This is a genomic window from Streptomyces sp. 8L (assembly GCF_020176795.1).
Lineage (GTDB): Bacteria > Actinomycetota > Actinomycetes > Streptomycetales > Streptomycetaceae > Streptomyces.
In genome coordinates, this window is record NZ_JAIUKE010000402.1 from 1 (window position 1) to 11806 (window position 11806).

14 protein-coding genes are annotated in these 11806 nt (G+C 73.2%); 5 read left to right on the forward strand and 9 right to left on the reverse strand.

Annotated features, from left to right (window positions below; genetic code table 11):
* Window positions 1–241 precede the first annotated feature (241 nt).
* Window positions 242–1507 carry a tyrosine--tRNA ligase gene (tyrS, locus tag LCE31_RS28540; RefSeq protein WP_225019268.1) on the forward strand — a complete coding sequence of 422 codons (1266 nt, stop codon included), beginning with the start codon at window positions 242–244 and terminating at the stop codon, window positions 1505–1507.
* A 19-nt stretch (window positions 1508–1526) separates the two neighbouring features.
* On the opposite strand, the gene LCE31_RS28545 is transcribed toward tyrS, so the two are convergent.
* A complete protein-coding gene (locus LCE31_RS28545) occupies window positions 1527–1805 on the reverse strand; it encodes a GlsB/YeaQ/YmgE family stress response membrane protein (RefSeq protein ID WP_225019248.1) in 279 nt (92 codons plus the stop codon).
* Between the two features lie 293 nt (window positions 1806–2098).
* Between LCE31_RS28545 and LCE31_RS28550 the strand changes: the two genes are divergently transcribed.
* Window positions 2099–2554, forward strand: coding sequence for a DUF3099 domain-containing protein (locus LCE31_RS28550; RefSeq protein WP_225019250.1), 456 nt, complete (start codon window positions 2099–2101; stop codon window positions 2552–2554).
* A gap of 296 nt (window positions 2555–2850) precedes the next feature.
* A complete protein-coding gene (locus LCE31_RS28555; RefSeq protein ID WP_225019270.1) occupies window positions 2851–3075 on the forward strand; it encodes a hypothetical protein in 225 nt (74 codons plus the stop codon).
* Window positions 3076–3153: 78 nt separating this feature from the next.
* Here the strand turns inward: LCE31_RS28555 and moaA are convergent, their stop codons facing one another.
* The 3 genes from moaA to LCE31_RS28570 all read right to left on the reverse strand — a co-directional run bounded on the left by moaA (window position 3154) and on the right by LCE31_RS28570 (window position 6730).
* Complete coding sequence (gene moaA / locus LCE31_RS28560; protein ID WP_225019251.1) at window positions 3154–4143, reverse strand: GTP 3',8-cyclase MoaA; 990 nt, start codon at window positions 4141–4143, stop codon at window positions 3154–3156.
* Between the two features lie 389 nt (window positions 4144–4532).
* The gene (locus tag LCE31_RS28565; protein ID WP_225019253.1) at window positions 4533–5582 is read right to left on the reverse strand and encodes a zinc-dependent alcohol dehydrogenase family protein; all 1050 of its coding nucleotides are present in this window, start codon (window positions 5580–5582) and stop codon (window positions 4533–4535) included.
* Window positions 5583–5986: 404 nt separating this feature from the next.
* Window positions 5987–6730: a VIT1/CCC1 transporter family protein gene (locus LCE31_RS28570; RefSeq protein WP_225019255.1), complete on the reverse strand. Its 744-nt coding sequence runs from the start codon at window positions 6728–6730 to the stop codon at window positions 5987–5989.
* A 123-nt stretch (window positions 6731–6853) separates the two neighbouring features.
* Here LCE31_RS28570 and LCE31_RS28575 point away from each other — a divergent pair, with 123 nt between their 5' ends.
* Together LCE31_RS28575 and LCE31_RS28580 are read left to right on the forward strand one after the other, a co-directional pair.
* On the forward strand, window positions 6854–8080 hold the full coding sequence (locus LCE31_RS28575) for a DEDDh family exonuclease (RefSeq protein ID WP_308042323.1): 1227 nt from the start codon (window positions 6854–6856) through the stop codon (window positions 8078–8080).
* Between the two features lie 115 nt (window positions 8081–8195).
* On the forward strand, window positions 8196–8951 hold the full coding sequence (locus LCE31_RS28580; protein WP_225019257.1) for an SDR family oxidoreductase: 756 nt from the start codon (window positions 8196–8198) through the stop codon (window positions 8949–8951).
* 149 nt (window positions 8952–9100) lie between these two features.
* On the opposite strand, the gene amaP is transcribed toward LCE31_RS28580, so the two are convergent.
* From amaP to LCE31_RS28605, 5 genes are all read right to left on the reverse strand, one after another.
* A complete protein-coding gene (amaP, locus tag LCE31_RS28585) occupies window positions 9101–9691 on the reverse strand; it encodes an alkaline shock response membrane anchor protein AmaP (RefSeq protein WP_225019260.1) in 591 nt (196 codons plus the stop codon).
* 10 nt (window positions 9692–9701) lie between these two features.
* Entirely contained in the window at window positions 9702–10307 is a 606-nt protein-coding gene (locus LCE31_RS28590; RefSeq protein ID WP_263632416.1) for an alkaline shock response membrane anchor protein AmaP, read from the reverse strand.
* Window positions 10308–10339: 32 nt separating this feature from the next.
* Window positions 10340–10708, reverse strand: a complete 369-nt coding sequence (locus tag LCE31_RS28595) for an Asp23/Gls24 family envelope stress response protein (RefSeq protein ID WP_225019272.1) — start codon at window positions 10706–10708, stop codon at window positions 10340–10342.
* Window positions 10709–10715: 7 nt separating this feature from the next.
* Window positions 10716–10943 (reverse strand): hypothetical protein, encoded by a 228-nt coding sequence (locus tag LCE31_RS28600; RefSeq protein WP_225019264.1) that lies wholly within the window; start codon window positions 10941–10943, stop codon window positions 10716–10718.
* Window positions 10944–11023: 80 nt separating this feature from the next.
* A complete protein-coding gene (locus LCE31_RS28605; protein WP_225019266.1) occupies window positions 11024–11572 on the reverse strand; it encodes an Asp23/Gls24 family envelope stress response protein in 549 nt (182 codons plus the stop codon).
* Window positions 11573–11806: the final 234 nt, after the last annotated feature.

Consider the following 11806-nt stretch of genomic DNA (forward strand, 5'->3'; position numbering starts at 1 on the left):
CACGAGCCGGCCTCCGAGGACATCTGCTACGCGACCACCAACAGGCAGCACGCACTCGCCGCGATCGTGGCCGAGGCCGCCCACGGGCGGGGGCACGGGTGGGCCCGGTACGGATCGGGCTGCGCGTGGTCGTCGGGCCAGGTGCCCGAGGGGCCCCTCTAGACTGCTGGGGAGACCATCCGGCCCGCCCCGCACCGCTCGGGTGCCGGCGAGCCCCTTTCCACGAGGAGACATGAGCACCGTGACGGACATCGTCGACGACCTGCAGTGGCGCGGCCTGATCGCCGTGTCCACTGACGAGGACGCACTGCGCAAGGCGTTCGCGGACGGTCCCGTCACGGTCTATGTCGGCTTCGACCCGACCGCGCCGAGCATGCACCTGGGCAACCTCGTGCAGATCCTCACGGTCCGCCGCCTCCAGCAGGCGGGCCACCGGCCGCGGGGGGGGGGGGGCGGCGCGGCGGGGCTGATCGGCGACCCCAAGCCGACCTCGGAGCGCACGCTGAACGCGCCGGAGGTCGTCGCCGAGTGGGTGGGCCGCTTCCAGCGCCAGCTGGAGCCGTACTTCTCCTTCGAGGGGCCGAACGCGGCGATCGTCGTCAACAACCTCGACTGGACGGCGGGGCTGTCCGCGATCGAGTTCCTGCGGGACGTCGGCAAGTACTTCCGGGTGAACAAGATGATCGCGAAGGAGGCGGTGTCCCGCCGCCTCAACTCGGACCAGGGCATCAGCTACACGGAGTTCAGCTACCAGATCCTCCAGGGCATGGACTTCCTGAAGCTCTACCAGCAGTACGGCTGCACCATGCAGACCGGCGGCAGCGACCAGTGGGGCAATCTGACGGCCGGGATCGATCTGATCCACCGGGTCGAGGGCGAGTCCGTGCACGCGCTCGCGACCCCGCTGCTGACCAAGGCGGACGGCACGAAGTTCGGCAAGACCGAGGGCGGCGCCATCTGGCTCGACCCGGAGATGTACTCGCCGTACGCCTTCTACCAGTTCTGGCTCAACACGGACGACCGGGACATCTCCCGGTTCTCCCGGATCTTCAGCTTCGCCTCCCGTGAGGAGCTGGAGGAGCTGGAGCGGCAGACCGAGGAGCGCCCGCAGGCGCGCGCCGCGCAGCGCGCCCTCGCCGAGGAGCTGACGACGCTGGTGCACGGTGCCGACCAGTGCGCGGCGGCGATCGCCGCGTCGAAGGCGCTGTTCGGCCAGGGCGACCTGGCGGACCTGGACGAGTCGACCCTCCGGGCGGCTCTCGCCGAGCTGCCGTCCGCGACGGTCGCGGCGCCGGCGTCGGTCGCCGACCTGTTCGCCGAGACCGGGCTGGCGCCCAGCAAGTCGGCCGCCCGCCGCACGGTCAAGGAGGGCGGGGCGTACCTGAACAACGAGAAGGTCGCCGACGCCGAGGCAGTACCGGGCGCCGGGGATCTGCTGCACGGGCGCTGGCTGGTGCTGCGCAGGGGCAAGCGGAACCTGGCGGCCGTGGAGGTCACCGGGGCCTGACGGCTGCCGGGGCGGCCGGTCAGACGCGCTCGCGGCGGCGGCCGCGCAGGGACGCCCAGAGCATGTCCCCGACGAAGACGATGAGGACGGCGCCCGCCAGTTGCAGCACATGGCGTGTCCAGTCGACGCCCTTGGTGTCGGCGACGCCCAGCCATCCTGCGGCCGCGTTGCCGAGGATGCTGCCCAGGATGCCGAAGATGACCGTCAGCCAGATCGGGATGCGCTGCTTGCCCGGGATGATGGCCTTGGCGAGCAGACCGAGGATCAGACCCACGACGATGACCCACAACCAGTGCATGACCGCCTCCTCGCGCGGTGCGGTGCGCGCCGCGCAGAGTCAGTCTGCGTCGGCGCAGGGCGCCCCGCATGCCGGAGGGCCCGTACGGCGGCGGGGCGGGCGCCTCGCGGGGAGGGCCGCCGCCGGGTCGGCTCCCGCGCCCGGCGCGGCGGGGACCTCCGCACAGGGCCGGTGATCCGGGTGTTCCCGCCGTATTCGGGGGTGCCCCGGTCTCGAAGGGCGGCGCCGCCCGGCGTACCGTGAGGACGTCAGGACCGGGGCGGGTCCGACCATGAATCGGGTGATGGACTGTGATGCGGAAGCACAATGACAACGGAGTCTTCCGGATCACCGGGGCCCGCACGGGCCTGCAGGAAGACGTCAGGGGCAGGCAGCGGCGCTATGTGATCTCCATGGGGATCAGGACGATCGCCGTGATCCTCACCGTGGTGCTGTGGGACGTCGAGCGGCCGGTCGCGTTCGCGACGCTGGTCGTGGGGATGCTCCTGCCGTACGTGGCCGTCGTGATCGCGAACGCCGGGCGGGAGAACGCGCCTTCGCTCCCTTCCCTCTTCGTACGGGCGCCGGACCGACCGATGATCACCGCCGGGTCCGCTTCCACGAAAGACCAGGAGTCCGAGGAGGCGCGGCGGTCCGGGGAGCACGCGGACGCGCGTTCCTCCGTGGGGGCGACGGCGCGGGAGTCCGCGCCGGCAGGTGAGGGAGCGTCCGGGGACAGGCGCGCGCGACGCCGGGGCGACCGGGTCTGAGGCCGTCGGCGGGGCTTCGCCAAACTCAGGAAAAGCTCAGATCAATCACGCGGTTCACCTCCGGCCGGAGCGAACCGCGTGACATACTTCTTAGGCGCTCCGCATCCCCCGTCGGAGCGACGGACCGACGCCGGGCAGCTCCCCCCGTGGCTGCTCGGCGTCGTTTGTTTTTCGGGGCTCTTTCCCGGGTTCTTCAGGGGTTCCTTCTCCTCACCGCTCCCCCGGGTCCGGCCCGTTCCGCGAGGGTCTCCCACCGGTCTCTCCGCGCTGACCCGGGGCTTTAGGCTGACGGGGTGATGTCAGGAGACCTCCCCGCCACCGTCTGTTCCGCCAAGGGCTGCCGGGCGCCCGCCGTCTGGGTGCTCGCCTGGAACAACCCGAAACTGCATACCCCCGAGCGACGCAAGACATGGCTGGCGTGCGACGAGCACCGCGAGCACCTGTCGGGTTTTCTGGGGGTGCGGGGCTTCCTCAAGGACGTGGTGCCGCTCGCGGAGTGGGAGGCCCCGGGGGAACCGTAGAAGGCCGAGCGGCCCCACGGCGGAGGCCTACGCGAGGCGGAGGCGTACGCGAGGACGAGCCGCGCGGCGGCGGCCGCGTCAGCCCCCGATGGCGGACATCGGTCGCGACGGCTGGAGGAACGTCGGGTCGTCGAGGCCCGAACCGGCCTTCTTGCCCCACATGGCGAGCCGCCAGATCCGCGCGAGCTCCTCGTCACCCGCGCCGGAGCGCAGCGCGCCGCGCAGGTCGGTCTCCTCGTTCGCGAACAGGCAGGTGCGCACCTGGCCGTCGGCCGTCAGGCGCGTACGGTCGCAGGCGGCGCAGAACGGGCGCGTGACGGAGCCGATGACTCCGACACGGTGCGGACCGCCGTCCACGATCCACCGCTCGGCGGGCGCGGCGCCGCGCTCCTCCTCGCCCTCGGGCGCCAGGGTGAAGCGCGTGCCGAGCGAGGCGAGGATGTCCTCTGCGGTGATCATGCCCTCGCGCTTCCAGCCGTGCTGGGCGTCGAGCGGCATCTGCTCGATGAAGCGGAGTTCGTATCCGTGCTCGACGGCCCAGGCGAGCAGCTCGGGCGCCTCGTCCTCGTTAAGCCCCGGCATCAGTACCGCGTTGACCTTGACGGGCACGAGCCCGGCGGCACGGGCGGCTTCGAGCCCCGCCAGGACGTCCGCGTGCCGGTCCCTTCGGGTGAGGATCTTGAAGGTCTCCGGGCGGAGGGTGTCGAGCGAGACGTTGACCCGGTCGAGACCGGCCGACTTCAGCGCCTCCGCGGTGCGCTTCAGACCTATGCCGTTGGTCGTGAGCGACATCCGGGGGCGCGGTTCGAGCGCGGCGACGCGCTCGACGATCCCGACCAGACCGGGCCTGAGCAGGGGCTCACCGCCGGTGAAGCGGACCTGGGTGATGCCGAGCGTGGTCACGGCGACCCGGATGAGGCGGACGATCTCGTCATCGGTCAGCAGCTCGGGCTTCTTCAGCCACTTCAGGCCCTCTTCCGGCATGCAGTAGGAACACCGCAGGTTGCACCGGTCCGTGAGCGAGACCCGCAGGTCGGTGGCGACCCGGTCGTACGTGTCAATGAGCACTGTGCCGCCTCCAGGAGCGCTGGTCCCGATCTCTTCGACTGTACGTCAGCCCTGAGACACCGGTGGGGGCCGTTTGCCATGAGGGATCTGATGACCTGGTCGTAGGACCCTACGACCAGGCCCGCTCCTGGGCCGCGCCGGTGGCTTCCGCGGCTCTGCCGCTGCTTTTCCATGGGGTCGGGCGCGAGAGGACGGCGGCCGTCGTACGCGGACTGCGGCGACGGCGTCATCGGCGTCGCGGCGCCGGGCGGCGGCGCGCTGCTGTGCGCGGGAGGCCGAGGCGACGGCGTGCGGCGAGCCCTGCGACATCGGCGGTGCGGGCAGGCCGTACGGCGGTGGTTCGCACGCCGTCCCCCCGCCGCCGCGGAACCCGGGGCACGCGGAGTGGCTCAGAAAGCGATGAGGACCTTGAGGGCGGTGCGGTCGTTCATCGCCTTGTAGCCGTCCGCGACCTGGTCGAGCCCGATCGTGAGGTCGAAGACGGGCGACGGGTCGATCGTCCCGTTCACGACGTCCTCCAGCAGTTCGGGCAGGTACTGGCGGACGGGCGCGAGGCCGCCCCGCACCCCGATGTTGCGGTCGAAGAGGTGGCGCAGGTCGATGCCGTCGCCGCTGCCGTGCGGCGCGCCCACGTAGCCGATGGAGCCGCCGGGGCGGGCGATCCTGACCGCCGTGGACATGGACTGCTCAGTGCCCACCGCCTCGATCACCGAGTGGGCGCCCTCGCCCTTCGTGAGCTCGCGCACGGCCTCCACGGCCTCCTGGCCGCGCTGGGAGACGATGTGGGTGGCCCCGAAGGAGCGGGCGATGTCGGTCCGTACGGCATGGCGGCCCATGATGATGATCTGCTCGGCCCCGAGCCGCTTGGCCGCGAGGACACCGCACAGGCCGACCGCGCCGTCCCCGACGACGGCGACGGTCCCGCCGGCCCGGACGCCCGCGCCCACGGCCGCGTGGTGTCCCGTGCCCATCACGTCGGAGAGCGTGAGCAGGGAGGCGAGCATCCTGTCGTCGGAGGCGGCTTCCGCGGGAAGCTTGACGAGGGTCCCGTCGGCGTAGGGGACGCGTACGGCCTCGCCCTGTCCGCCGTCGTGGTCGAACCCGCCCCAGCCGCCGCCGTGCACGCAGGACGTCTGCACGCCCTCACGGCAGAAGTCACAGGTCCCGTCGGAGTACATGAAGGGGGCGACGACGAGGTCGCCCGCCTTGAAGCGGGTGACCCCGGACCCGGCCTCGGTGACCACGCCGAGGAACTCGTGCCCGATGCGCTGCCCGGGCTGCGGCTTCTTCGCCACCTCGCCGCGGTACGGCCACAGGTCGCTGCCGCAGATGCAGGCGCGCAGGACGCGCACGACCACGTCCGTGGGGTGCCGGACGACCGGGTCGGGGACCTCCTCCACGCGGATCTCGTACGGGGAGTTGATGACGGTGGCACGCATGGGGGTGTTTCCTCGCTCCGGGTCGCTGTCTCTGCCGGTTGCCGGGTGTTCGACGGCCGGTGATCGGTGATGGGTGAACGGTTTCGGTGATCGGTTTCAGTGATCAGGGCGGCTGATCGGTTTCGGTGATCGGGGCGGCTGATCGTTCGGGTGATCGGGGCCGGTGGCCCTCGGACCGCTGATCGGGGCCGGTGGTCCTCTGATCGGTGATCGGGGCCGGCGACCCCTGGTGGGTGGCCCGTGACCTGCGTGCTCCGGTCCTTGGCCGGTGGTGCGCGGTGACGGTTCGGTCCTGTCGTCACGTTACGCCGGTGGGCACGGGGGCCGCGCTCCCGGCGGGCCTGCCGCGCGGGCCGTCGGACGGCCCGTGGCGAGCGGTCCCGCACCGGGCGTCCCCGCGCGGGTCAGCCCACGCCCGTCGCGCCCAGCAGCGAGCCCGCCGCGTAGGTGACGGCCATGGCGATCGCCCCACCGCCCATGTTCCGCAGCACCGCGCGGCCGGCCGGGGCGGCCCCGAGGCGTGCGCTGCCCCAGCCCGTGAGCGAGAGCGCGGCGAGGACCGAGAACACCGTCACGGCGAGGCGCCAGGACTGCGGCGGCAGCACGATCGCGAGCAGCGGCAGCAGCGCGCCCACCGTGAAGGCCAGAAAGCTCGCGCCCGCCGCGTGCCAGGGGTTGGTGAGCGCGTCGGGGTCGATGCCGAGCTCCTCGCTCGCGTGGGCGCGCAGGGCGTCGCGCCGGGTGAGCTGTTCCGCGGCCTCGCGGGCGACCTCGTCGGACAGCCCACGATCCCTCAGCAGGCCGGTCAGCTCGGCGAGTTCGGCCTCGGGCTGCTCGCGCAGCTCCCGCCGCTCGACCGCGAGCGCGGCCTTCTGCGAGTCGCGCTGGGTGGAGACCGACACGTACTCCCCCGCCGCCATCGACATCGACCCGGCGAGGAGGCCAGCGAGGCCCGCTGTCAGCAGCGCGCCGCGGGACTGCGTCGCGCCGGCGACGCCGACCACGATGCCGGCGGTGGAGACGACGCCGTCGTTGGCGCCGAGTACCGCCGCGCGCAGCCAGTTGAGCCGCGAGCCGAGCGCTTCCCCGTGCGGCTCGTCGTGCGGGTCGCCGGGGAAGCCGTCCGGCGCGGTGTTGGTGTTCGTCACTGCGGGAGCGTCTCATCCGCGCCCCTGCCGGGCCCGTCCGGCGTGCGGGTGGCGGCGGGCGGGCGCGGGAGGCACCGCTCGCGGACGCGGACTCGGCACTGTCAGTCCGGGCCCGTATCCTCTGTGACCATGCTCGACGACCTTGCGACAGCAGCGCCATGGCCGGCCGCGTATCCCCGGGGATACGCGGTCGTCGACGTGGAGACCACCGGTCTCGCCCGCGACGACCGGATAATCTCTGCTGCCGTCTACCGGCTCGACGCGCAGGGCGAGGTGGAGGACCACTGGTACACCCTCGTCAACCCGGAACGCGATCCCGGGCCCGTGTGGCTCCACGGCCTGACGAGCGACGTGCTGGAGGCGGCGCCCCTCTTCCCGGACATCGCCGGGGAGTTCGCGGCCCGGCTGGATGGACGGGTGCTCGTCGCGCACAACGCGGTCTTCGACTGGTCCATGATCGCCCGTGAGTACGCACGCGCCCGGCTCACGGCGCCGACCAGGCAGCGGCTGTGCACCATCGCCCTCTCCAAGGAGTTGGGGCTTCCGCTGCCCAACCACAAACTGGAGTCGCTGGCCGCGCACTTCGGCGTGGTCCAGCGTCACGCGCACCACGCGCTGGACGACGCGCGGGTGCTGGCCGAGGCCTTCCGGCCGAGCCTGCGGGCCGCGGCGCGCGGGGGCGTGCGGCTGCCGCTGCTTGAGTGCATCCCGTTGACGGAGTGGTCGGACGGCCCGCCCCGGCCGGCGGTGGGCTACCGGGCGACGGGCGGGCACGGCTACCGGCCGGGCAACTGGCGGGCCTCGCGCAGGCGCCCGGCATGCCCGTATCCCAACCCGGGGCGGTACGAGCCGGGCGGGGCGCTGACCCAGGGCATGCGCGTGGCGTTCTCCGGCGACACGTCGGTCGACCGCGAACTGCTGGAGGACCGGGCGGTGGAGGCGGGCCTGCATGTGGCGACGAGCGTGTCGCGGCTGACGAGCCTGCTGGTCACCAACGATCCCGGCGCGGCCACCTCGAAGGTGGTCAAGGCCGCCGCGTTCGGTACGCCGGTGGTGGACGAGGCCGCGTTCACCCAGTTGCTGCGGGACGTGGCCCCGGCGGCAGGGGCGGTCGAAGGGGTCGAAGAGGTCGAGGGAGTCGAGAGGGCGGCGAAGGCCAAGAGGGCCGAGAGAGCGGAGCAGGGCGTGAGGGTGGAAGTGGCCGGGGTACCCGGGCAGATGTCACCGCCCGGGGAGCGGCCCGGCGAACGGCCGGCTGGGAGATCGGCCGAGGCGACGGCCGGGAGGTCGGGTGAGCTGCCGGGCGACGGCTCACGTCGGCTCTCCGACGAACCGCCCTCTCTCTTCTGACGCGCGGTGCGGTGGCGGCTGTTCACGGTCCCGTACCGGTCCGGGGCCGGTCCCGCTGTCCGGCGGTGTGCGGCCGGGCGGCACGCTGTCCGACGGCCGTGGTAACGATAGGCCCATGGATCTGGGACTGAAGGATCGTGTGTACATCGTCACGGGCGGCACGCGGGGGCTCGGCAGGGCGGCGGCACAGGCGCTCGCCGCGGACGGTGCGAAGGTCGTCGTCTCGGGCCGCGACGGCAGACGGGTCGCGGAGGCCGCGGCGGACCTCGGCGCGGGAACGCTGGGCGTGGCCGCGGACAACGCCGATCCGATGGCGGCGCAGCGGCTGGTCCATGCGGCGAAAGAACGATTCGGGCGGTTCGACGGCGTACTGATCAGTGTGGGCGGCCCCCCGCCGGGCACGGCGGTGGACAACACCGACGAGCAGTGGCAGGGCGCGTTCGAGTCGGTCTTCCTGGGGGCCGTGAGGGTGGCGCGCACGGCGGCGGAGGAACTGGGCGAGGGCGGCGTCATCGGCTTCGTGCTGTCCGGCTCCGTGTACGAGCCGATCCACGGCCTCACCATCTCCAACGGCCTCAGGCCGGGCCTCGCGGGCTTCGCGAAGTCGCTGGCCGACGAGTTGGGGCCGCGGGGCATCCGGGTCGTGGGCGTGCTGCCCGCGCGGATCGACACGGACCGGGTGCGCGAACTGGACGCGCTCACCGGCGACGCGGAGGCGTCCCGTGCGGCGCAGGCGTCCCGCATTCCGCTCGGGCGCTACGGCACCCCGGAGGAGTTCGGCGCGGTCGCGGCGTTCCTGCTGTCCCCCGCGGCGTCGTACCTCACGGGGCTGATGGTCCCGGTGGACGGCGGCGCGCGCCACGGATTCTGAGAGCGGGCCGAACGCGGGCCGCCGACGCGCGTGTTGCCGGCCGCGGCCGGGCCCAGCGATCGCCGGGCGGCCGTCAGCCTCGCCGCCCGGCTCCCGGCCCCGGCTCCCGGCCTCACCTACGGGATGCGCCTGCTGCGGGGCGGATGCGGCTACCGCACGCGTTCCGCGCGGTGGCGGGCGGCGCGCAGGCGGATCTCGGCGGGCAGCGAGTCGAGGCCGGCCGAGTCGCGGGCGTGTACGAGGGTCTCCCCAGCCACCCTGTCCAGCGTCTCCTCGGGGGCGGCGTACGGCTCCAGCAGAACCCGCATGCGGGCGGCGGGGGCCCGGCGCCTGTGGCCCGTCAGCAGGGCCCGCGCCCGCGCCACCCCGTCGTGCGCCTCGGTCTCCCGCTCCAGGACGTCCTCAAGGGCGCGTCCCCTCACCCGGGCCCCCTCGCCGTCGCCGCTGTCCACCACGACCTCGGGCAGCCGGGCCCGCCTCAGCTGGGCGAGCAGCCACCACAGCGCCAGTACCAGCAGTACCGCGAGCGCGGCGATCACCACGGGCCAGAACCAGCCGTCGCCCCGCCACCTGTACCGGTCCGCGCGGCTGAGCAGGGTGTCGTGCGGTCCGCTGTACGGCCACCAGGACGGCACGGACCAGGCTTCGCCGACGGCGAGCACCACGCCGCCCGCGCACAGCAGGACCAGGCCGGCCAGACCGAGCGCCAGCCGGTTCACGAGCCGCAGCAGTCGGAACATCCGTCGTCACTCATCCCTTCTTCGCCGGCCTGCTGACCTTCACGTGGATGGACGGCTCCTTGGCCAGACCGAGGTCACGGACCCCGGCCGCCAGCGCGTCCTCCAGGTCGCCGCGCACGTCGTCCAGCGGCCGGAAGTGCGACTGCGCGCGGGCCTTGGCCTTGTGGCGCTTCATCCGCACCCGTACCGACTGCACGCCGGGCACCTCCATCGCCCGGTCGCGCAGGACGAGCGCCGCCGCATCGCGGTCAAGGCCGGCCCGTACGCCGGGAACCCGGCGGCGCATCGGCAGGACGGCCCGCAGGCCCGGCGTGAGGGCCAGCCACAGCAGCCACACCCCGACCGCCATCGCGACGGCGGCGCCGATCAGCGCGGGGGTCGAGTCGAGGCGCTTCTCGGCGAGTTCACGGGCGAGCCAGCGCCGCCAGTACATCGCGGGCCGGTCCGCCCGTACGGAGACGACGTCGTAGAGGAGCAGGCCGGACGCGCCCAGCAGGACGGCGGCCACGAGGGCCGAGGGGAAACGGCGGGTGGACCAGAACCGGCCGGCCCGCCGGTCTTCGTACATGTCCCGTCGCGCGCCCGTGCCTGCCTCGTCCCGCTGTTCGCGGGGCAGCACCGGCAGTGTCTCGGTGGGCCGTTCGTCGCTCACCGGGGCCTCCCCGCCGCCTCGCGGGAGGCCGCCGAGTGCAGCCGCTCGACGTGGACCCGCACCTCGGGGACCGTCATCCCCGCCAGGTGGTTCACCCGCTCCGCGACACGCAGACGGACCGCGCCGCACTGGGCGCCGATGTCGGACGGATAGTCGAGCTCCACGCCGATCCGCACCCGGGCGTGGTTCTTGTGCACGGTGACGACGGCGTGCGGGGCGTCGCCGCCCTCGGGCACTCCGTGGAAGAGCGCCTCGCGCGCCGCCTGTGCGGCGATCTTGGCGACGACGCGGTCCGCGATCGTGGTCGAGCCGCGCCGCCCCGGCGTCACGTCGTCGGGGTCCGCCGCCGTGTGGACCGTCGTCATGCCGCGGTCACCGCCGCCGGTCGTCACGGTCACGGTCCCGGTAGCCGTCCCGGTCGCGATCGCGGCCACGGCTGCGGAAGAAGTCCCCGGGTTCGAGGTCTCCGTCCGCGAACCGGCCCGCGGCGAAGCCGATCGCGCCGAGCACGGCCACCACCACGAACGCGCCGAAGCCGCCGAAATACCCGGCGAACCCCAGTGCCATGCCGGCCGCGAGGCCGGCTACCGCCATGCTCATCCCGTACTCCGCTCGCTGTGGGTTCCGCGGCATCTCCGCGTGGGTCTGTGCTCTTCCGGGGCCGACGGCTCAGCCGTCGTTCACTGCAGCCGGGAGTCCTGGTCGTCGTCGTCCTCCTCGTCGGGCAGCTTGACGTCGCTGACCGCGATGTTGACCTCGACGACCTCAAGGCCGGTCATCCGCTCCACGGCGGCGATGACGTTCTCGCGCACATCGCGCGCGACGTCGGAGATCGCCACGCCGTAGTCCACGACGATCTCCAGGTCGAGCGCCGTCTGCACCTCGCCGACCTCGGCCTTCACGCCGCGCGACACCGACTTGCCGCTGCCGCCGCCGGGCACGCGCTCGCGCATCGCGCCGAAGGTCCGCGAGACGCCGCTGCCCATGGCGTGGACGCCGACGACGTCGCGGGCCGCGAGCCCCGCGATCTTCTCGACCACACCGTCGGCGATGGTGGTCCGGCCGCGGGAGGCGGGCGCGCCGCCGCCGCGCTTGCCGGACGAACCTGATGACCCCGAGGACCCCGATGACCCCTGCGGCGAGCCCGCCGAAGCGGACGACGGCGGTGTCGAACTGGCGCCGCCGGAGCCCGTGGAGCCGAACTGGTCGCGCGGTGAGTTGTCAGGCATAGCCATTCGTCCCTTTCCGGGCGGTTCATACTCTTGTCATTACATTAGGTGCGCTTGCCGGACTGCGCGCCACGGATACGGCAGGCTGGCCCCATGACGACCGCACACGACACGCATGGCAGCGAGGGGTGGCAGGCGGGGGTACGACGGCGGCTGGGTCTCGGCAGACTGCTGCCGCTGGGCTCCGCCGGGGATGGGGCCTGGCTCGCGGAACAGGCCGCGGTGGGGGTGTTG